The sequence below is a fragment of the Polaribacter sp. Q13 genome (genome assembly GCF_016858305.2).
Taxonomy (GTDB): Bacteria; Bacteroidota; Bacteroidia; order Flavobacteriales; family Flavobacteriaceae; genus Polaribacter.
Map to the genome: position 1 here is coordinate 1,403,717 of NZ_CP074436.1, position 22,758 is coordinate 1,426,474.

The 22,758-nt window shown below is 29.0% G+C and carries 21 protein-coding genes; 10 read left to right on the plus strand and 11 right to left on the minus strand.

The window, feature by feature from the left end; genetic code table 11:
* Complete coding sequence (locus tag JOP69_RS05775) at positions 1 to 1,113, plus strand: MauE/DoxX family redox-associated membrane protein (protein WP_203394378.1); 1,113 nt, start codon at positions 1 to 3, stop codon at positions 1,111 to 1,113.
* Between the two features lie 74 nt (positions 1,114 to 1,187).
* Here JOP69_RS05775 and JOP69_RS05780 read toward each other — a convergent pair whose 3' ends face one another.
* Together JOP69_RS05780 and JOP69_RS05785 are read right to left on the minus strand one after the other, a co-directional pair.
* Positions 1,188 to 2,270 carry an HmuY family protein gene (locus tag JOP69_RS05780; protein ID WP_203394377.1) on the minus strand — a complete coding sequence of 361 codons (1,083 nt, stop codon included), beginning with the start codon at positions 2,268 to 2,270 and terminating at the stop codon, positions 1,188 to 1,190.
* Between the two features lie 25 nt (positions 2,271 to 2,295).
* Positions 2,296 to 4,425, minus strand: coding sequence for a TonB-dependent siderophore receptor (locus JOP69_RS05785; protein ID WP_203394376.1), 2,130 nt, complete (start codon positions 4,423 to 4,425; stop codon positions 2,296 to 2,298).
* 98 nt (positions 4,426 to 4,523) lie between these two features.
* On the opposite strand from JOP69_RS05785, the gene JOP69_RS05790 reads away from it, so the two are divergent.
* The 9 genes from JOP69_RS05790 (at position 4,524) to JOP69_RS05830 (ending at position 14,875) form a co-directional block, all read left to right on the plus strand.
* Positions 4,524 to 5,423, plus strand: coding sequence for a DUF6607 family protein (locus JOP69_RS05790; RefSeq protein ID WP_203394375.1), 900 nt, complete (start codon positions 4,524 to 4,526; stop codon positions 5,421 to 5,423).
* A 5-nt stretch (positions 5,424 to 5,428) separates the two neighbouring features.
* Positions 5,429 to 6,901 carry an ankyrin repeat domain-containing protein gene (locus JOP69_RS05795; RefSeq protein WP_203394374.1) on the plus strand — a complete coding sequence of 491 codons (1,473 nt, stop codon included), beginning with the start codon at positions 5,429 to 5,431 and terminating at the stop codon, positions 6,899 to 6,901.
* 12 nt (positions 6,902 to 6,913) lie between these two features.
* Positions 6,914 to 7,405 carry a DUF2271 domain-containing protein gene (locus tag JOP69_RS05800; protein WP_203394373.1) on the plus strand — a complete coding sequence of 164 codons (492 nt, stop codon included), beginning with the start codon at positions 6,914 to 6,916 and terminating at the stop codon, positions 7,403 to 7,405.
* 10 nt (positions 7,406 to 7,415) lie between these two features.
* A complete protein-coding gene (locus tag JOP69_RS05805; protein WP_203394372.1) occupies positions 7,416 to 9,605 on the plus strand; it encodes a PepSY domain-containing protein in 2,190 nt (729 codons plus the stop codon).
* A gap of 11 nt (positions 9,606 to 9,616) precedes the next feature.
* Positions 9,617 to 9,970 carry a DUF6686 family protein gene (locus JOP69_RS05810; RefSeq protein ID WP_203394371.1) on the plus strand — a complete coding sequence of 118 codons (354 nt, stop codon included), beginning with the start codon at positions 9,617 to 9,619 and terminating at the stop codon, positions 9,968 to 9,970.
* Positions 9,971 to 10,074: 104 nt separating this feature from the next.
* A complete protein-coding gene (locus JOP69_RS05815; protein WP_203394370.1) occupies positions 10,075 to 11,169 on the plus strand; it encodes a hypothetical protein in 1,095 nt (364 codons plus the stop codon).
* Between the two features lie 89 nt (positions 11,170 to 11,258).
* Entirely contained in the window at positions 11,259 to 13,274 is a 2,016-nt protein-coding gene (locus tag JOP69_RS05820; protein ID WP_203394369.1) for a histidine kinase, read from the plus strand.
* A 4-nt stretch (positions 13,275 to 13,278) separates the two neighbouring features.
* Positions 13,279 to 14,124 (plus strand): metallophosphoesterase, encoded by an 846-nt coding sequence (locus tag JOP69_RS05825; RefSeq protein WP_203394368.1) that lies wholly within the window; start codon positions 13,279 to 13,281, stop codon positions 14,122 to 14,124.
* Between the two features lies 1 nt (position 14,125).
* Positions 14,126 to 14,875 carry a LytTR family DNA-binding domain-containing protein gene (locus JOP69_RS05830; protein ID WP_203394367.1) on the plus strand — a complete coding sequence of 250 codons (750 nt, stop codon included), beginning with the start codon at positions 14,126 to 14,128 and terminating at the stop codon, positions 14,873 to 14,875.
* A gap of 337 nt (positions 14,876 to 15,212) precedes the next feature.
* Here JOP69_RS05830 and JOP69_RS05835 read toward each other — a convergent pair whose 3' ends face one another.
* From JOP69_RS05835 to JOP69_RS05875, 9 genes are all read right to left on the minus strand, one after another.
* Positions 15,213 to 15,599 carry a hypothetical protein gene (locus tag JOP69_RS05835; RefSeq protein WP_203394366.1) on the minus strand — a complete coding sequence of 129 codons (387 nt, stop codon included), beginning with the start codon at positions 15,597 to 15,599 and terminating at the stop codon, positions 15,213 to 15,215.
* Positions 15,600 to 15,668: 69 nt separating this feature from the next.
* A complete protein-coding gene (locus JOP69_RS18795; RefSeq protein ID WP_203394365.1) occupies positions 15,669 to 16,016 on the minus strand; it encodes a YARHG domain-containing protein in 348 nt (115 codons plus the stop codon).
* Between the two features lie 166 nt (positions 16,017 to 16,182).
* Positions 16,183 to 16,908 (minus strand): SDR family oxidoreductase, encoded by a 726-nt coding sequence (locus JOP69_RS05845; protein ID WP_203394364.1) that lies wholly within the window; start codon positions 16,906 to 16,908, stop codon positions 16,183 to 16,185.
* A gap of 339 nt (positions 16,909 to 17,247) precedes the next feature.
* Positions 17,248 to 17,868, minus strand: a complete 621-nt coding sequence (locus JOP69_RS05850; protein ID WP_203394363.1) for a DUF417 family protein — start codon at positions 17,866 to 17,868, stop codon at positions 17,248 to 17,250.
* Between the two features lie 75 nt (positions 17,869 to 17,943).
* Positions 17,944 to 18,723, minus strand: a complete 780-nt coding sequence (locus JOP69_RS05855; protein WP_252191226.1) for an AraC family transcriptional regulator — start codon at positions 18,721 to 18,723, stop codon at positions 17,944 to 17,946.
* A gap of 129 nt (positions 18,724 to 18,852) precedes the next feature.
* Complete coding sequence (locus JOP69_RS05860; protein WP_203394362.1) at positions 18,853 to 19,764, minus strand: GDSL-type esterase/lipase family protein; 912 nt, start codon at positions 19,762 to 19,764, stop codon at positions 18,853 to 18,855.
* A gap of 50 nt (positions 19,765 to 19,814) precedes the next feature.
* On the minus strand, positions 19,815 to 20,846 hold the full coding sequence (locus tag JOP69_RS05865; protein WP_203394361.1) for an L-dopachrome tautomerase-related protein: 1,032 nt from the start codon (positions 20,844 to 20,846) through the stop codon (positions 19,815 to 19,817).
* A gap of 136 nt (positions 20,847 to 20,982) precedes the next feature.
* A complete protein-coding gene (locus tag JOP69_RS05870; RefSeq protein ID WP_203394360.1) occupies positions 20,983 to 21,891 on the minus strand; it encodes a VOC family protein in 909 nt (302 codons plus the stop codon).
* Positions 21,892 to 21,942: 51 nt separating this feature from the next.
* Positions 21,943 to 22,758, minus strand: coding sequence for a hypothetical protein (locus JOP69_RS05875; protein WP_203394359.1), 816 nt, complete (start codon positions 22,756 to 22,758; stop codon positions 21,943 to 21,945).

Genomic DNA, 22,758 nt, shown 5'->3' on the forward strand with positions numbered 1-22,758 from the left:
ATGATTACAAACCTAACAGACAAACAGAAAATAAACTGGGTAAGAATCCTTTCTATTCTTGCGGTTTTAGTGATTATGGTGTACGCTCCAAAATTATGGGTCACCACAAAAGTGTTTCCTTTAATTCCGTTGTTCGATTGGCTACCAACATTTATTTATCCGTTCGATTATATTTTAGCCGGATTCTTTTTCTTAATTCAGGTTGTCTACATTTTTCAGAATAAAAGATGGCAAGGTTTTACTGTTCTTGCACTCTATCTCTTTTTAGCTCTCGCAGATCAAAATAGACTACAGCCTTACTTCTATCAAAGTTTCTTAACCATTTTTGCGATTGAAATTTTCAATAGAAAAGAAAATCCAAGAAAAATATTATATGCTATAATCCTTATCTTTTTTGCTACTTATTTTTGGAGCGGAATTCAGAAACTAAACGAAGCTTTTTATATACAATGGTTAAGCGCCATTAACAAACACTTTAGTTTTTTACCACAATGGTTTTTAGTTGCTTTTACATATATAGTACCTTGGTTAGAAGCTTTAATGGGTATTTTATTGTTGTTTAATAAGACAAGAAAATTTGGAGTCGTTTTTATTCTATGCATGCACGGAACAATTACTTTTCTATTATTCTATTTAGGATATGGTTATAATGTTGTCCCTTGGAATATTCAGAACATGTTAAGTGTTATTATCATTTTTTGGACTTTAAAAACAACAAATGCTTTAGAATTTTTCTTACAGTTTTTTAACAAACAAAAAATAGCTGTATTGGTTTTTACTATAATTTTACCATTGGCGAATAATCTAACTGGTTTTTATGACAACCTGTTATCCTTCCATTTTTTTACAGCAGATTTAAAATATTACATTATCTATATTGATGAAGAGCTGCAAGAAAAACTACCGGAAAATGCTCAAAATTTTTATAGAACTTTTGAAGGAAAAACCTATATAAACGTCATAGAATGGTCTACAGACCAAAACAAAGTTTTGTTTTATCCAGAAGATAGAGCCATAAAGTATTTAGATAATTATTTACGTTCCTTTGCGGAAGATCCAAATAAAGAAGGCTTAACGCAATTGGTAAACTATAACAATGTTATTAAGAAATAAAAAAGCCGTTTAAACTTTCATCTAAACGGCCTTTCCAACTAAAACTACAATCTAAAGATTGCTGAGGAACTATACTATTGCAATAAACTATATACAAATTCAGGATGCCCACGTTCTCTTGCTTCGTTTGTTAATGCTATAAATTTAAGTTTATACAAATTACCATCGATGTCATTTACAACATAAAATACATTGTCTTTTAAAGACGGTAAACTACCTGGTCCACCACCATTTCTCCAACTACTTCCAATACTTCGTTGGTCTGTTGTAAATTTTGTTGCATCAACATCTGTTAAAGAAAAAGCATCATAAGTATATGCATCTACTTCTGTATCTATCATATAAACTTTAGCATCTGATTTTGTATTATTTGTTACATAATCTGGATAGACATAAGGCCCTGCATTAGGAATTAAGTTAGTGAAAATTGTAAAATTTAAATCCCATTCGTTTTTTAAAGGTTCTACACTAACTTCATTTTCAGTATTAAAACTAAAAAAAGTAAAATGATATGCTTCATTTTTAGAAATAGAAATTTCTTTGTGTGTATTAGCATCTAAATCTGCATATTGTAAAAGATAATTGTCACCATCTTTTAAAATTCTAATTTTTTTCCAACCTCTAGCTTCTCCATTTGCAGAATAACTACCTATTGCAGGTGCAGTAGTATCTACTTCGTAACCAAGATTTATTAAATATACTTTGTTTTCAGAATCTATATCAGAAATTTCAGAAATCGCCGTTTCAAGAATATCTCCATTTGGAGCATCAACAAAAGGAGCACTTTCATCTGTATACGTATTTGTTCTTACCAATGGTTGTAAATCGATTACTTCTTGATCGGAAGATTTAACTTCATCAATATTAGTAGTAGAAAGTGCTGCAGTTGCCATAGAAATTGATCCATTTAAGCTAACTCTAAATTCAGATCCCGAATAGAAACCTAAATCCCAAGAGCCTCTTTTTACAACAGTAGTTGTATTTGTACTTAAATCTACATATACTTGATTTGGTTCATTGGGTCCACCAACTTCTGGTGAAACTGCTGCGCCATCTATTAATACAACTATTGGAGCTTGAGGTGTGTCTTCTGAACTACAACTTGTAAAAGAAAATACAACTGCACATAAAATAAAAGTTAAAAATTTATTAGTCATGATTTTAATATTTGGTTATTAGTGTTTAAAAATTAAGATTATATAATAGTTTTAGGTAATAAGAGCGTCCGTAGCCTAATAACAAAGAATTGTTATTAGAAGCGTGTGCTACTCCGTTTGTACTTGCGTTACTCACATTTACATTGGTAACATCAAATAAGTTTCTTCCGCCTAAAGTGGCTTGAATTTTATTTTTAAGGAATGATTTTTTTATAGAAGCATCTACCCAATTATAGGCACTTGTAGTCGATTTAGAAAAAATAGCATTCCCATTTTCATCTACTCCAGATGAAATATAGTTTTGCTGATTACCGTTGTGTTTAAACAACACTGTAAACGCCGTATTCCATTTTTTGATGTTATAATTGGCACTCGTATTTAATTGAAAAGAATATAAAAAATCGTTTTCTGCATTTACTTCATTTGTTGCTATTCTAGAAGTTCCTTGTAAACTAGCACCTAAATTAAAAGTCCAATTGTCTTTTTTGATACTATTTTCAGAAGAAATTCCCCATAATTTGTATGCATCAATATTAATGTACTGATATTGTAAAGGCGTCGGATTTACAATTGCCAAATCTATTTTATCAGCAACATCTAAATAGCTTAATTTTAATGTATTTAACAGAGAAAACTCATTTATATAACTGTATTTTTTTAGGTTGATAAACGCAGTAAATCCGTTTTCTGGATTCAGGTTTTCATTCCCTCTTACATCGTGGTTAGAATTAACAAAATAATAATACAATTCCTCGAAATTTGGAGTTCTATATGAAGTTCCAATATTACCACGTAATTCAAATCCATTATTCATTAAATAACGTGCACTTAGAGAAGCCAATAATTTAGATTTGAATAAGGAATTATACTCGTACCGTACACCAGGTCTTAACGTAAAAGCATCAGAAAATTTTAGTTCAGACGAGGTATAAAAAGCATAATTGTTCTGAGATTGAGTTTTATCTAGCTGTGTAACATCACCAGAAGCTTGTGTATCAAAACCATTTATAAACCTTGTTTCATATCCTAACTGAAAGTTTAAAAAATCACTTTTAACCAAATTATTGATGCTTCCTTTAGAAAAGAAAACTTTACTAGATTGATAAACTTCATCAGTTTCATCACTTATTTCTGTACTTAAAATGTAATAGTTAAACTCGTTTAAATAACGCTTTTGTTGCTGATAAGAAACTGAAGCACTGTAATTAGCTCCAGAATTTAAACTTCCTATAAGGTTTACATTATTTACATATCTATGTGTTCTAAAAATTTTATCCGTTGCAGACGGATTACTCGTTTGTGCTTGTGTATCTATATTGGCTCTCACAGCAGCATCGTAATAATTTATAGTTTCATTAAAGTATTCGAACTTATAAAATAGTTGAAAATTTTGTTTCTTATATTGTACAAAAGCAGTGGAATTAAATTGCTCTTTTGGCAACCAATCGTACCCTCTGAAACCATCGTTTTGATAATAACTTTTTCCTTGCCTTTCATTGTAAAAACCTGCAAACTGATTGCGATTTACACCAATTCTAGCAAACCAATTTTCATTAATATTATGTCCAATATTTAATGCCTGTATATGCCTACCTTCATCAAACCAAGCATACTCATCACTCACGGTTTCTTCTTGTAAAGAAGCTTTAATATTCCACTTATTTTTAATGGATTTCTTGGTAATAATATTTATAACTCCAGATACAGCATTTGCTCCGTACTCTACGCCCATCGCACCTTCTACAATTTCAATTTGCTCAACATCGTCTAAATTAATTTGTGTTAAATCAATATTATTACCTAAACCGTTATCACTTACTAACGGAATATTATCAACCAAAATATTAAAATACTGGGCATCTAATCCGAAGAAAGAAATGGTAGATTTTCCTGTTTGAGAACTAGGTGTAATCGTTAAGTTTAAATTAAAATTTAATAAATCTGCTAAATTATTTGCTGCCTGATTTTCTATTTGCGCTCTTTTAATAATAGTTACGTTATGTACCGATTTTTTAACAGATTGAGCATTGTACTGCCCCGTAACCACAACTTCATCTAAAACAGTAATTCTTGTAGCATCTTTTTTTATATTCTGACTAAAAGTAGCCATTGAAAATATTAGTAATACAATTGCGATTTCTTTATTTAGAAACATTCTTAATAATTTTCTGCAAATATATGTTCTTATTTTAATTCAATCTAAATAAATTTTATATTTTTGTCGAAATTAAAAACCAAACAAAAAGAATAAAAATGAATAAATTACTATTAAGCACACTACTACTTCTTTTGTCAATTTCGATGAATGCACAAAGCAAAAAAACAAAAGATAAAAACGCCATAAGAAAAATGTGTGGTTGTTATGAGGTTACTTTTAACTTTACAGAAACTTTTAATTATAGTAAAGATGAAAACTACAAACCTTCTAAAACTAAAGTTGATAAAGGTTTAGAGTGGGCAACATTGGTTGAAGATGGAAACAATAAAATATCAATTCAGCATTTACTACAAGTTGGTAATCCTGCAGAACCGATGATTATAAAACATTGGCGACAAGATTGGGAATATCAAAACAAAGATTTTTACACGTACAACGGTGATAATAACTGGACTTTTGAGCAGAAAAGCAAAAAAGATGTAAAAGGTCAGTGGACACAAAAAGTATATCAAGTAGATGATAGTCCGCGTTACGAAGGATCCGGAACTTGGGTTCATGTAGACGGAAAAAGCTACTGGGAAAACGAAACAACAGCTCCTTTACCAAGAAGAGAATACACTAAAAGAAGCGATTACAACATTACTTTAAGAGGGAATAGACATGAAATTACAAGCTATGGTTGGGTTCATGACCAAAACAATAGTAAAATAATTCGCGAAGCCGGAAAAGAAGACTTTGTTTTAGCTAAAGAAAAAGGATATAACACTTACGTAAAAGTAGCTGATAACAGATGTAAAGCAGCAGCAGATTGGTGGACAACAAACACTAATAAATGGCAATTGGTAAGAAATAAATGGAATGAAGTTTATGGTAGAAATAAAGATTTATCCTTAGAAACTAAAGTAGATAATAAACCATTGTACAAGTTTTTATTTTCTGATAAAATAACAGAAGAGAAAGAAATGAATGCAATAATTGAATCATTTGTAAAATAATAAGAATGAAAAAAATACATAGAATATCAATACTATTTTTACTAATAAGTATTACATTATCAGCACAAAAATCAAATATTTTTCATGAGAGAAGCTTTTGGGAAACAAACCCTAATATTGCTATTATAGACCAAAAAATTGCTGATGGAAATGACGTTTCTGCATCCAATAAAAATGCATTTGATGCTGTTGTATATGCTATTTTAAGCAAAACAAATAATAAAACAATTGAATACCTTTTAACTAAAAAAGGAAACGATGTCAATAAAAAAACACACGATGGACGAACTTATATTTTTTGGGCTGCTTATACGAACAACTTAAAAATTATGAAACATGTTATTGCTAAAGGAGCAAAAACTGATATTGTTGATACCCATGGTAACACTTTTTTAAATTTTGCCGCTTCCGCTGGTCAGTTAGATATAGCATTGTATAAATACAGTTTTAGTGTTGGTGCAGACATTACTAAAGAGAAAAACCATGACGGCGCAAATGCTTTATTATTAGTAGCTCCTCATTTAAAAGATTTTAACTTGGTTGCATACCTTACCACAAAAGGAGCTACTTTAAACGATAAAGATGCCAACGGAAACGGGTTGTTTGAATATGCTGCCAAAGGAGGAAATACACAGTTCTTCAAAATCCTTTTAGATAAAGGAATTAACACCGGAAAGAATGCGATGTTATTTGCTGCACAAGGCTCTAGAAGAAGTCAAAATAAATTAGAAACGTATCAATTTTTAGAAAAAAATGGTATAAAACCAAATGTTGTTGATGACAATAATAGAAATCCGCTTCATTTTATTGCTAGAAATAATAAGGATCTTGCCGTTTTTAATTACTTTATAAATAAAGGGGTTTCTACTAATTTACAAGATAAAGAAGGCAATTCTCCTTTTATGAATGCTGCCAATAGCAACACTTTAAAAGTTGTAAAATTATTAGCTAAGGATGTAAAAAACATCAACCTAAAAAATAACGATGGGCGTTCTGCATTAACAAACGCAGTGAACAGAAATTCTGCAGACGTTATTACCTATTTATTAGAAAAAGGTGCAGATATTAACACAACGGATAAAGATGGTAATACATTATCGTACTATTTGTTGAATAATTTTAAAGTGAATAAGCCAGAAATTTTTGACGCTAAATTAAACCTATTAGAGAAAAATGGATTGGTTCTAAATCAACTTCAAAATTCTGGAAATACTTTATTACATATTGCTGCTCAAGAAAATAATTTGCCTTTATTAAAAAAACTAGCGCCTTTCAATATTGATGTAAATACACTAAATAAAGAAAACTTATCTGCGCTACAAATTGCAATTATGAAAGCAAAAAATACCGAAACCATTAAATATTTACTAAGTATTGGTGCTAACAAAAATGTAAAAACAGATTTTGATGAATCTATTTTTGATTTAGCTTCAGAAAACGAATTATTAAATACACAAAACATCAACTTTTTAAAATAAGACCCTAGAACAATGATTAAAAAAATCTTACTTATTATTCCAATATTTTTATTGGCAGTAACAGCTTTATTCAGCTTTAAGAAAGCAAGTGAAAGTACTCCATACAAATGTATGATTCAGATGAAAAATTACACTGGCGAAGGTGCTTATGTTGTGGTTTCATTATTAAACCCAAAAGGCGAATATGAAGAAACTTTGTACGTGCAAGGTGATGATGATGAATGGTATTTTGACATTACAGAATGGTGGAATTTTCAAGGTAAAAAAAGAGCCGAAATTGATGCAATTACAGGAGCTACCATTAGCGGCGGTCAGCGTACAATTAGCGTAATTAGAATTGATAAAGATAAAATAGACAAAGGCTATAAAATTCGTTTTGAAACGGCCGTGGAAGATCAAAAATATCATAAAGATGATGTAGAATTTGAACTTACAACAGACAACTTAAAATCTAAAATTGAAGGTAAAGGATTTATCCGTTACGTAAGAATGTTAGCACAATAAAATAAACTGAATGACAATTTCTATTTGGAGATATAGCCACTTAACCCTGGCTATATCTACTGCTTTATTTATTATAATTGCTTCTGTAACCGGAATTATATTAGCTTTTGAACCAATATCCGACAAATTAAATTCGTTTGATGTTGTTGCTACAAGTGACGTTTCTGTTGCAGAAACAATTAACATATTACAACAAAAATACAATGAAGTAATCACCATAGAAGTAGATGAGAATGATTTTGTATCTGCTAATGTTATTTTAGAAAACGGTAAAAGTGCTACCTTTTACATCAACCCAAAAACAGGTGAAAAAATTGGCGAAATCATAAAGAAAAAACCAATTTATGAGTTTGCAACAAACTTACATCGTTCGCTTTTCTTAAAATCCACGGGGAGAATTATTATCGGTATTGTCTCTTTTTTACTGTTCTTAATTTCCGTAACCGGCATTATATTAATCACAAAAAGACAAGGTGGTGTTTCTAAGTTTTTCTCTAAAATTATTAAAGAAGATTTTAATCAATATTATCATATAATTATTGGTAGATATACTTTAATTCCTATTATCATTATTACCATAACCGGAGTTTATTTATCGTTAGAAAAGTTTTCTTTATTACCTAAAGACAAAAGTAAACATGTAGCAATTTCATCAACAAAAAAGATAGAAAACAATGCTGATTCTAAATTCTTTACATCCACCAAATTAGACCAAGTTAAAAAAATAGAGTTCCCTTTTTCTTCAGATAAAGAAGATTATTTCTATATAAAACTTACAAATAAAGAAGCTGCTGTAAATCAAATTACCGGGCAAATAATCAGTTTAAAAAAACAACCTCTAGTTACTTTTGGTTCTTATTATAGTTTATTACTTCATACAGGTAAAGGATCTATTTTATGGTCTACTGTCTTGTTATTATCTTGCTTTGCTATTTTATTCTTTATTTTTTCGGGGTTTTCTATGACCCTCAAAAGAAGAAAGAAAACCACGTTGATAAAAAACAAATACAATAAAGATAATGCTGAATTTATTATTCTTGTGGGTTCCGAAACCGGAAGTACATTTAACTTTGCTTCTGCTTTCTACAAAGCATTAATAGCAAATGGTAAAACCGTTTTTTTATCAGAATTAAACGCATATACAACGTATAAAAATGCAAAAAACATTATTGTATTTGCCGCTACTTATGGTGAAGGAGAGGCTCCTATAAATGCCAATAAATTCGTTAAAAAGATTGAAAAAACACCTCAAAAAAATAGTTTAAATTTTTCTGTAGTTGGTTTTGGCTCTAAAGAATATACACAGTACTGTAAGTTTGCAATTTTAGTGCAAGCTAGCCTACAATTAAAAGATAAATTTATCCCGGTTTTACCACTTTTTAAAGTGAATAATCAGTCTTTTTCTGATTTTAATCAATGGTTAAAAGAATGGAATACTTTTTATAATACGGAACTCACTATTTCTAAAGAAAGTCTTTTAAGTACAAATAAAGAGCAAGAATTTACAGTGATAACCAAAACAGACATTAATGTTGATGACACTTTTTTAATTGCATTAAAACCGAATAAAAAATCGAAATTCCAATCTGGAGACTTACTTGCTATCACTCCAAAAGATGAAACAAGAAGCCGCTTATACTCTATTGCTAAAATTGACGATACAATTCTGCTAAGTATTAAAAAACATGAATTCGGACTTTGTTCTACCTATTTTAATAGTTTACAAAAAGGTAATAAAATGGTTGCTAACATTCAAAAGAATGCGGCATTTCATCTTCCTAAGAAAACAAAAGAAGTTGTTTTAATTGCCAACGGAACCGGAATTGCTCCCTTTTTAGGAATGATTCATCAAAAGAAATCTAAAACAAAAGTTCATTTATTTTGGGGAGGAAGAACAAAAGAATCTTTTGAAATCTATAAAAAAAATATAAATACTGCTTTAAACAATAATACACTTCATTCCTTTTATGCTGCCTATTCTCAAGAAGGAAAAGAGAAAAAATACGTTCAAGATGTATTAATTAATCACTCAAAATTAATTGCAGATACTTTAAATAATGGAAATATAATTATGCTTTGCGGATCTATTTCCATGCAAAAAGGTGTAACTAAAGTATTAGAAGAAATATCTAAAACACACTTGCAATCTTCATTACATAAATTTGAAGAAAACAATCAAATAAAAACTGACTGTTACTAAAAATTAAAACAATGTGCCAAAAATCTAAAATAATATCCAGCGTTAAAAACGGAGAAATATCTGTTTGTAAAGATTGCAAAAATTATAACCTTGTTTTCAATAATATCTTTTTTCAGTTTAATGAAGAACAACTGAATAAATTTAAAGAATATGTTGCAGAAATAGATATTAATTATTGGTTAGAGTATAGCGCAAGTACAACGCAAAGAAGAAAAATACCTGTACCCACTTTTCATCAGAATTTAGTATTGGTTTTTGATTCTTATGAAATTGAAGAATTAAAAATACTTTTAGGTATTAGCACAGGCAATAAAAGTGAAATGATAACTACTGCAGACATTGATTATACTTTAATCTTAAATTAAATTACGAATTCTAATTCATTATCAACGGATTCTAAAACCGGTAAAATTTAAGTCAACTTCCCTTCTACTTTTACAGTGTATTAACACTTAAAAAAGCAGAAATTATGAAAACGCTCTTAAAAAAATCAGTATTTGTAGCAGGTTTAATCCTATTAAGCAGTCCTTTTATCAGTTGTGATAACAACGAAATAAAAAAGGAAAATAAAATTATTAATATTGCAGACAATAACATTCCTATTGAAAAGGAAACAACAACAGAGTTTCAATATAGAAAACCAATTGTTTTTATAGCTGGTTTCGATAAAGGAAATGAAACTTATTATTCCAACGCAAGAAATTATTTTCAAGAAAAAGGCATCAAAATAATTGACGGACAATATTCTCTAGAAGAAATTATTGTATGGTTAAATAAAAATGCGAACGCAAATCCTTATGGTGATGTTCATATTGTAAATAAAAGCAATCCTTATAAAGGTATGAATTTAGAAACCATTGTAAAGGGAGATAAAATTACAACAGAAACCTTAAGAAGAAGTATTACGCAAGGTACTCTACCAACCCTTAAAAATGTAGTAAATAAAGAGACTAAAATAGTGTTTCATGCGTCTGGTTTAGTAGAAAATACAGAATTATTAAAAACTTTAAAAGATGCTTTTTCCGCACCAACTTTACCAAAAGTTATTGCATCTCCTTATTACACTGTTTTTAGTGGTAAGTTTTCTAACTACTATTTAGCACAACCTTATTATGTATTTTATCCTACAGCTCATTCGCCAGGAAAAATTGATTTATCTAAAGAAATTGCAAGAAAATACCCTGAAGAAAAAGAAATCATTTGGTATGATGCACTTAATAATGAAGAAGAAAGATATGTAGGTGAAGCATATACAACTCAATTTTCTATACCAATTAAGTGGGAATTTGGTTTTCATAACACCGATGATGAAATGCCAATATTCACTTCTCAAGAAGAAGTAATGGATTGGATTGAGTTACATGAAGAGCTAATGGTAGAAATTAACAAACATAACATTCCGTTAGAAAAATACAGATGGAATTGGAGCACAAAAAATAGCACCCTAATTATTAGAGGTAGAACAACTGGTTTGGTAGTCTTAAAACCCTTAATTAAACCTTATGGAGATTTAAAACATATAGAACCAGACACGAATAATAAACGCTTATACGCAATGAAATAGTAAACTGAAAAAGAAATTGTATAGTAATAAACGTCATTACCCATAATTAAAAAAGGTGTAATGACGTTTTAATTAGTAAATTTGTTATCATGAAAATATTTTTTAAAATTTTGTTTTTACCCTATTTTTCTAAACGTAGCATGAAAAGGAATCTCATCTTTTTAATATTTTTTCTTATTTTTTTCCTGATAAAACCGATACATTCTCAAGAGAATCAACTTCAAAATTTTTCAATTTCAGACGGATTACCATCAACCGTAATAAATAATATTGTTCAAGATGAGATAGGTTATTTATGGATTGCAACCGATAATGGTTACTCAAAATTTGATGGTGTAAATTTCACGAACTACAAACAAGAAAAAGCAACTTGTATTTTTATTGAAAAAGGCAAAATTTATATCGGTTTAAAAACCGGACTTTTACTACTACAAAATAACAAATCTACATTTTATGAGAGTAAAGAAATTCTTAAAATAAAATCAATTCGTAATAAAATAGTTTTAGCAACCGTGCAAGGAGTTTGCGAATTGAAAAAAGATTATATACAGCCTTTAAAGATAAATACTCAAATAGATTTTTCTATTATTAATGACATTATTTCTTTTAAAAACAGCATTTATATAGCTTCTATAAAAGGTTTATGGAGTATAGACAAGCTTTACAAACCATTAAAAGTTGATAGAATTTTAGAAGAAAACAGCACCTCTCTTTTAATAAGTAAGAATCAGTTAATTGCGTCAACGTATAATAAAGGGTTAAAAATTATTGGTGATAATAGTCTTTTAAAAAGTATCTCTACGTTAGAAAACATTTCATCTATCAAAAAAATAAATGATGAAATTTGGGTTACTTCCCAAAAAAAGGGAATTGACATTTTAGATGCAAATACGTATCTATTTAATAGAAAAATAAACAAATACAATGCTGCTATTTCTGATAAAATAATTACTGTTTTTAAAGACAACCAGAATTCTGTTTGGATTGCAAGCTTAAACAAAGGATTGTACAAATATAGTACTGCTATAGCCATAGTTAAACCTACAATTTTTATTGAAAGTATTGCTGTAAATTATAAATTAATCGATTCTTTAAACATTGCCAAACTAGCCTTAAAACCAAATGAGAATAACATTTCGTTTTCTTTTAAAACGATCAATTTAAAGAGTCCGAAGAACATAGAATATCGTTATCAACTAAACAATGAGTTTACGCCTTGGAGTCATCAAAATAAAGTTGATTTTGCAAATTTAAAAGCAGGAGATTATACGTTTACAATTCAATCTAAAGAAGGAAGCCTACTTAGTCAAAAAGTGTCTTTTTCATTTTTTATAGAAACCCCAATCTACCAAAAAGCCTGGTTTTTAATTTTATGTGGCGTTCTTTTATGCCTACTTTTAGCGGCAATTATTGAAATCTATATTAGAAAAACGAATAAAAAAAATCAACAAAAAATTACTGCTTTAGAAACAGAAAATCATGTATTAACTTTAGAACAGAAAGCCTTACAGCTACAAATGAATCCGCATTTTATTTTTAATGTTTTAAATGGGATAAAAGCACTAGGTAATTCTGGAAATTCGAAGGAATTAAACAAGACCATTTCTCAGTTTTCAATACTTCTAAGAAGTATCTTAAATAATTCTCGATTAGAAGAAATAAGCTTACAAGATGAAATTGATACTTTAAAGAATTATTTAGATTTAGAACAAAAAATGAATTCCAAATCTTTTAACTATAGCATTGAAACTGCTTTAAATAATATAGACTCCGAAGAAATTTTAATTCCGCCAATGTTATTGCAGCCTTTTGTAGAAAACTGTATTAAACACGCTTTTCTTCCTAATAAAACAGACGCTACAATTAAACTTTTATTTGAAATCAAAAATAAATTCTTATATTTTACCATAGAAGATAACGGCATTGGCTTTCATCAATCTAAAAAAGTAAAATCAAATCATCAATCTGTGGCGCTAGAAGTTACTAAAGAACGGATTCTGCATTTAACCAAATATAATTCATTTTCTATGGAAGAAATAAAAGAGAAAAATGAAATAAAAGGTACCAAAGTTATGTTTAAAATTCCCCTAAAAACAGATTATTAAAAATATGGAAAGAAGAAAATTTATAAAAAACACATTATTAACAGGTGTTGGAGCGAGCCTTATTGGCGGACTTTACTCTTGGCAAGTAGAACCTTTTTGGTTGGAATTTGTAAAAGTAAAAATGCCGATAAAAAATTTACCAAAAAACTTAATAGGAAAAACGCTTATGCAAATTAGCGATATACATGTTGGTAATAGATTTAACTATGAATATATTATAGATTCTTTTAAAAAAGCAAAACTTTATAATCCTGAATTTGTAGTCTATACAGGAGATTTTGTTTCTTATGAAACACCTGAACAGTTTGATCAATTAGAAAAAGTTTTTAAACATGCCGTAAACGGAACGTTAGGAACTGCAGGTGTTTTAGGAAATCATGATTATGGCATTAATTGGTTAGAACCCAAGGTTGCCGATAGAATTTCTACCATTTTAGATAAAAAGAATATTACCATTTTAAGAAATGAAGAAGTAAATTTTAGTGGTTTAAATATACTAGGTATTGATGATTATTGGAGTTCTAATTTTAACCCAGTAAAAATAATGAATAAGTATGATTCTAAAAAAGCTAACGTAGTATTATGCCACAACCCAGATGTTTGCGATCTAAATGTTTGGAATAATTATAAAGGATGGATATTGTCTGGACACACGCATGGTGGACAAGTAAAACCCCCATTTTTAAATCCGCCAATTCTTCCTGTAAAAAATAAAAGATACTCTTCTGGTGAATTTGATTTATATGATGGTAGAACCTTATATATAAATAGAGCTCTCGGAAATTTATATCAAGTAAGACTAAATGTACGACCAGAAATTACACTATTTGAACTAACTGAAGAAGTTTAATATGAAAGAATTAACTGCAATTATTGTAGATGACATGCCTGTAGCATTAGAAATGTTAGAAAATGATATTTCTAACAATCACCCTGAAATATCAATTATAGGAAAAGCTAAATCAGTTGTAGAAGCATCCAAATTATTACGCAAACAACAACCAGATATTTTATTTTTAGATATTATGTTAGGCGATGGAACAGGCTTTGATATCCTAGAAATTTTTCCTGATTTAAAATCGAAAATTATCTTTGTAACCGCAAGTGATGCTTTTGCTATAAAAGCTTTTAAGTTTGCGGCAATAGACTATATTTTAAAACCATATTCTGATGAAGATTTAGCAATTTCAATAGAAAAAGCCCAAAGTCAAATTCAACCAGATAAAGAACAACTGCATGTTTTACAAGAAGCGGTAACGGCTCCCAACAATAAGCCTAGTAAAATATCTCTACATACTTCAGAAAAAATAATTGTGGTAAATATTGAAGATATTATCCGCTGTAAATCGGATAATAACTACACTACATTTTACTTTAAAGACAACTATAAAATACTCGTTTCTAAAACATTAAAGTATTACGCAGACATGTTAAAGGAAGTCGGTTTTTTAAGAGTACACCAAAGTCATTTAATAAATACAACTTATATAAAAGAGTTTATAAAATCTGATGGCGGCTATCTTATGCTTACCGATAACTCTAGCATTCCGGTTTCTGTACGAAAACGAAATGAAGTGCTAGAAGTATTAAATTCTTACTAATATCAAAATTCATTTGGTATAACACAGAAAGAAGAAAAAGCATACTATTATACTTAAAGTCCTTTTTAATCCATTCAACTTCCATAACCATCAAGTTATCGAAAACTAAAAATTCAAAGTCATAAAAGCTATAATTTTGTACCGCAATATAAAGACATATATATTTAAAAGTTGGGGGACTTTTATAATGTATTAAGACCATCTAAAATTAATTTTTTAGATGGTATTGTACTTACTAGTAATTATTTATCTTTTTATAAATTAATAAATTACTTCTTTTAGCTAGCCTCATTTTTAAATTAAAATTCTAAGTAAGCTAAAACCAACCAATAGTTTTTTATCCTACTACTTGATGTTGGATTAGCACTAATTTATTATTTTTTATTTCAAATGTATACCAAGAAGCATATTCGTTAGTTGAATCATAACTACTTCCAAAGTCAAATGATGTTTCATCTAATAATAATTCTGAATGTTCTATATCATTATAGCTTAAGGTGATTTCTTTACCTTTTATTTTAATTGATGTTTCGTTTATAAAATAGCCATCATCAGTTGTTATTTTGTACAATCCATTTTCGTTATACCAATGGATTCCTTTGATATTTATTTTAGTGAGAATATCTTTTAATTCAGTTATAACAGCATTTTTATGCTCAATATTAAAATCTATAGTAGCATTACTTATTACTCTGTTTATTTTTAAAGTATCATTTTCGTTCAAAGAAGTTAATAATACTTCCAATTCTTTAATTATTGTCTTTTTAAAATTAATTTTCTCGTTTTCTTTTTTTTAAAAAAGACTAATATTTTCTTTTTTAAAACGGTTTAACTCAATATTGTTTCCTAGTTTATTATTAGGTTTGTACCAATCATATTTGCTTAAGAAATAATCACTCAACCCATCATCTGAAAAAACATACTGATGCCTTGCAAAAATCTCGTTACGTAAGATTTTAAGTTCCAAGAATGTTAAATGACGGATGTCCTTTTCGGAATATTTCCTTGAATTACATTCTAAACAATTTTCAATTTGAGAGAATACACTTTGTGTTACTGTGAAAATTAAGATTAATTCAAGAATTTTTTTATAATTATTGGTAACTATTTTTTTATGAGTAACAAGGGGGCGATTATACAATGATTTTCGAGTTTAACAATCAGCCAAATTTACAATTTTACTCTTTATTTTTTCATCTAACCGTCAAATTGTAAATTTGGCAAACTTTGTTAATAAGCATCAACTTTGGGTTTGGTACTTAACCCTTATTATTTTTATACCTTGTAAGCAAAAGCATTGTGTTTAGTTAGTTATCTTGCATTGTGTCTGTAATTATAACTTCTCTTAACGAGACACTTTGAGGTAATTCATACATAAACTTAACTGTTTTAGCTACATCATTGGCTGTAATATTAACTGCTCCAACACTTTCTTTCCATTGATTATATCCTTTTTTTATTTCATCACTTGTTGTATGACTTAATAACTCTGTGTTTACAGCTCCAGGCAGAATAGATAATACTCGAACGTTATGTGCAGACATTTCTGCCCTTGCAACACGTGTTAGACCAGTAACTCCAAATTTACTTGCACAATACGCTCCATGATCTCCGAAGGCTTGAATCCCTGCAATAGATGAAAGGTTGATAATAGTTCCTGATTTTTGTTCCTTCATTTTATTCATGACAATTTGCATACCATTCATAACTCCCATTACATTTACATCTAACATTGCCTTCCACTCTTTAGCATCTTGAGAGGCAATATCTCCTAAAAGCATTATTCCTGCATTATTAATTAATAAATCAGTTTCTCCGTAAATGCTTTCGGCTTTTCTAACTGCTTTTTCAAAAGAATCTTTATCAGTAACATCTACTTTTTCACACATTGTGTTTGGAAGGTTTAAAGCTTCCATTTTTTCAATTCTTCTTGCTAATAGAAGTAATGGGTAATTTTCTTTTGCGAATTCCTTAGCCATTTCCATTCCAAATCCAGAACTTGCTCCTGTGATGACAATTAATTTTTTGTTCATATGGTTTACTTATTTTGTTTTTAATTTTTGATATCATCCGAATATAGTTCACTCTTTTTTTAGTCTATTTCGGCTTTGTTTTTTTATTCAATCTAAATTATGAAATTATAAAAATTTATGCAACAACAAATTTCAATAAATGGTGTTTTTTTTTGAAAAATGTATGATGCGATTAACATGAAAAGAGGGTTTTTCTACTTCTGGTTTTAATTATTGGTTGTTATGCCTGTTAATAGTAAAGGGTTAAAATATTCTTACTTTTCGGTTTAGCGGAACTTTGTAAATAAGCATAGATAGAAAGTTCGTGAGTACTTCTCTAAGTAGATGAAAATTAATCAGTTAATTTCGCCTAGTGTTGTCAGTAATTTTTATCTTCTTTGCACAGTCAGATGCAATTATTAACCCAGCTGCCATCATAATAATGTCTTTTAAAACCAATCTTCCAGCTCCAGATAGAAAAGGAAATCCAAATTGTGGTGTTGGCATATCGCCTCCTAAGTTTGGAACATATACTTCTGGAGTACTTATAAGGAAAGTTAAGGTAACAATAGACATTCCAAACGTCAACAATCCACCCCAAAGACCGATTTTTGGAAACCAAATTCCCAAAAGTGTCAGAAGTCCTATAATAACTATTACACTTCCTAACCCATAAGAGAAGGCATATGTATTATTTGATTTATGCCATTCTATATTTTTTTCTACCATTTTACCTTCTGGGTTTTTGTGTAACATGTATTCTTTAACAGTTTTTCCTTCTTCATTGATGCCTGTTTTGTTACTGTTTTCATAAAAGAAGCTCATTAAAGGGCTATTTGTTACAAAAGGAACTATTCCATCTGCTTCGTATTGATAAGCTTTTAGACCACCAATCCAAACCATCACTATAAAAATGGCAAAACGAATAAAATTGATAAAGTTAGTTTGACTATTTATTAGTAAATTAAGTAAGTTATTCATAATTATATTTGTTTGAGAGCAAAACTAAATATTAAGAATGAGCTAAAGAATGGATAAAAGCGGATGAACAATGGACTATTTTGCCACTATAGAAATCCCAACTTTCTCGCGAAAATGAGTGGGTGATAATCCAACTTCTTTTTTAAAATATCTGCTAAAATAAAATTCGTCATCAAAATTTAACTCAATTGAAACTTCTTTTACAGTTTTAAAAGTTAGGTGCAATAATTTCTTAGCTTCTAAAATAACACGCTCCTGAATGAGTTGCGTTGGTGTTTTTCCTACTTGAGATTTTATTTTTTTACTAAATGAAGAAAGGGACATATTTAACTTATTGGCATAGAATGAAGAATTACGTTCTTTATGAAAATGCAATTCTAACAAACCTTGAAATATGAGCAGCTCATTTTCATTAGTTTGTTGTGTGAATCTATTGCCAAGTTGTTCATCTTTTTCACTACTACAAATAGCTAATATGAGCTGTAGATAAGATTTTATAACAGATTCTGAAAACCTTTTATTGGCTCCAACTTCTTTTTCCATTTTATCGACTAGTTGCGATATTTCTTGAAATTTAATTTTATTGAGTGAAATGTATGGTTGCAAATAGATATTATTAAATAACAATCCATTACAAGCAACTTCTTTTTTATGATACTCAATACAATAAAAATCTCCGTGAAATTGTAGTAATTTCACTTTTGAAGAAGTAGAACCTAACCATTTTAAATTTTGATAAGGAGAAAGGAATAAAATAGACTTTCGTTTCGTTTTATATTTTACAAAATTCACAGAAAAATCTGACTCGTCATCCAATAAAATAATGGAATACAAGGGAACATTATAATTTTTAATAAAATATTTTGCTTCTATAGATTGTATTGAAAACAACTTGAGATTTTTTTAATTACTGGCAGCGGTTTTTGGTATACTTTGTTGCTTGTTTTAGCAATAAAATATACTAAGATGTTGTGTGCTTTGCTTTTATTTAGTTAATTCAAGTAAAATATTTCGAATTATTGGATTCCAAATTTCATAACCTAATTTGTTTAAATGCATTCCATCATTAATAAAAATCTCCGTTTTTAGTTTTCCATCTATATGTAACATTGGAGAAGCAAGATCAACAAATTGAATATTATTTTCTTTTTCACTAAATTCTAAAAGTAGTTCATTTGTAATCATCTTATTTTTACGGATATTTCTACCTATGAAATCATCTATCATTACAGGTTTCATAGAAAGTAATAATATAGATGTTTTAGGTAAGTCTTCTTTAATTTTACGTGTAAGTTCTTTGAATGCATTAACAGCAATTTCAGGAGATTTTCCTTGCTCAATGTCAATATCACAATAAATTACAATTACTGAAGGAGCATGTTTTTTTATTAAAATTTCATAGTGTTGTATTATTTCTGTCATATTCATCCCTCCAATTCCTCTGTTAATAATATAGAATTCAGGAAATGAAATTGAAGTTTTCCAACCAGCAATACTTGAACTTCCTACAAATAAAATTGAATTTTTTGAAAATGTATTTCTATCATCAAGATTTTGAAAATTCTTAACAGCATTTTCAATCCTGTTATTGCTCTTATTATTTGCGGCTCTTTCTATTCCTTTAAATTTTTCTTGATTCTCGTGAAATAAAGATATTGCTTTTTCATAATTTTCTGGATGTAAGTTATAATCTAATTTTCTATCGTTCCAGTAATTTCTAGATGCTTTTAAAAAGGCATTTTTATTTTCAATATTTACGTCATTATTTTTTAATGAACTCGTAAGATATTCAACAAAATGTTTATCATCAAACGTGCTTGATTCTTGAGCGTAGGAAGAAATATTAGCACATAAAAATAGTATCAATAGTAGTCTCGTTATTTTTAGTTTATTCATTTTAGTTTTTGTTATATATTGTGGCTAACGGTAAATTGTATGAGTTGTGCTTAGTTTATTTTTATTTTATTAATACTAAACTCCATTTCGCTAATATCTCCTTTAGCTTCATTAATTCTTGAGTTTGTAAAATATAGCTCGTCTTTATAGATACTAAATGTGTCAGCCCATTTAATTTTTTCACCTTCCACTACAACACTAATTTTTCCACTTGAAATATCTAGTTTCATAATTTTTTTATTTTCTAAATCGGCAAAAAATAGATTCCCTGAGGAATCAATAATCATTCCATCTGGAGCAGATGTTTTTGCGATAAGTTTTACACTTTCCTCTATTTCTTTATTATTTTCTGTTATTAATTTTTTTGTAGAAAGGGCATATAAATTATAGCCTGTAAGTGCGTGAAAGTATAACATATCATTTTGGGTATCGAGTGCTATTCCATCTGAATGAACCGTATTTTTCCATACTCCATTGTTAAAAGTTAAGTGATCTGTATCTGCAAGTGTTGAAGGGTGATTATCTAGTACTCTAAAGCTTTTGCCAGACTTTATGTCCACCACAACAATTCCAGCATGTCCTGAATCTGTAAAATAGATTTTGCCATTTTTTTTATCCACACGTAAATCATTGATGTACGAATCTTTATGAAAACTTTCTTTGCTTAGCATATAGGTTTTTATTAATTGACCCGATGAAAGGTCAAAGGCAAAAACTCTAGGTGAATCTATTACGCCTTTAAATAATGGATTACGTGTATCTAAAACATAAAGAATATTTTCGAAGGCTACTACCGACTGAATAGCTACAAATACACTATCAGAAACTGTTTTACCCATTTTCCAATTATTCCATTCTTGATCAGGATAGGCTGTTGACGTTCCTTTTTCAGATACCTCAATAACGGAGTGTTTCACACCTTCTCTCCATCTTGGGAAATTAGCAAAAACTCTACCTTTATCACTGACAGTTACACCTGTTACCTGTTGACTTGTAAATGTTGCAAAGTTTTGAACTTGTATTTTTTCAGGTTTACAACTCCATATTCCTGAAATCAAAATTAGTATTAATATATTCCTCATTTCTTTTTTGTTTTAAACTTATAAAAGTTGACTTCTTTTAGGTTAATTTATATCGTTCAAACTATTTTTTTAACCGTTTAGAAGGTAAAAAATATTTTGAACTGGATTTGTTTTTAAATTGTTAGTTAAGGTAAAATTACATTATTTTTTCGATACGATTGGTACTTGATTTAAATGTACTTCTGCAATTTTTTACCGAGATTAGATGTTTATCTATTGTTTCAAAAGTGACGCTTTCTCCTTCCTGATGAAACGGAATATTATTCATTATTAATTTTTCTTTTAATAGTTTTGAATCTCCTGAAAAATTAATACTCTTTAATCCATTGTTTGGGGTTGCCTTTAAAGAGAAATTAGTATCATACTCACTGTTCCAATAATGTTGGATTTCAATAAACAAGTGGCTTTGTTGATACATCCATTCTCTATTTTCTATAGCATCAATATCTAGATTAGGAAAGTTTAAGTTTTTGTCTCCTAAAAAATATAATGTAAATCCATTTCCTCTAGTGACATACATTCTAACAAATAATTTTAAATCTAATATCTCTTCAAAAAAATTGATACTCTTGATTGGGTCTTTTGTTCTAATTGTGATTAATCCTAGTTCCGGATTTTCCAATAGCGGGTAGTTACTGTTAGGTAACGTTTTTACCGTGTTTTGTTTAAATGTTTTTTGGATAAATTCTATTTGATGATTTTCTGGGTCAGTGGTGTGAGCTAGATAACCAATATCGCCAAATTGGGAAGGTTCACTTATAACAATGTTTTGTTTTTGCAACTCTTTATAAACGCTTTGAATGTCATTAACAAATATGCTATACTTCCAATAATTGTCTAGCGATTCTTGTTTATAAACCGTTTTTTTAAGTGATGGCGTGTGTTTTAATTGAAGGTAAAAACGAGTGCTTTCAAAACATAAGTTATAATACGTAGAATCATTTTCTGATAATTCATTTAATAGTTTAAATCCTAATACATCTATATAAAAGGATACCGTCTTTTCTGGCTCGAATATTTGTAATGTAAAACTTTGTAATTTCATATAAAAAAGATTTAACGCCTTCCTTTTAATACAAAGCGCTTATTAAAATAATTAATATTGTTTTAATACTTTAAACTCATCATAAGTTAATAACCAGTCGTTATTAATTCTCTCCCATTTTTCTTGGTATATTTTACCTTCACCAATATTCATGCTCCATTGTGATGATATAAAAGCATTATTACCTGTTGTTACTTTAAATGTAGGATTGTGGTATGTAAGGTTTGTAGCACCATCTTTAATCAGTTTCTCCCAAAAAACCTGAATTTCATTCTTTCCATTTATAGATGCAAATGGTATTGCGTTTAGTGTCGCTTTTTCTGAGTATCCATTTCCGCACACTATTCCATTTCCAGCGTTAAAACCTTTAGTAAATTTAATAGAAGCTTTAATTACACCTTCTAAGATTATATGACATGCTATAGGGTTAGTCGTGTTTTCTTTAGGAGATTGAAACTGTTCTAATATTTCAAATTCATCATATGTTAATAACCACTCATCATTTATTTTCTCCCATTTTTCTTGATAAATAATTCCTTTTCCAACATTCATGCTCCAATTTGCTGATAAAAATGCGGTAGATTCATCTGCTACTTCTATACTTACATTTGTGTAAATTAAGTTGGTCGCACCCGATTTAATAAAAGGTGTCCAGAAACCTGAAATTTCTGTAGTCCCTTTTTTTATTCCAATTGGCGTAACCTTCATTGTTGCATTTTCATCATATCCTTTTACGCAAGCTTCAGCATTTCCATTATTAAAATTGTTTAACCAAGCTTTACTGGCATTCAATACCTCTAATGCTATTTGGTGGTGTGCTGTTGGAGTATGTTCTGTAAATGACTGTTTAGTTTTAACACTTTTCAT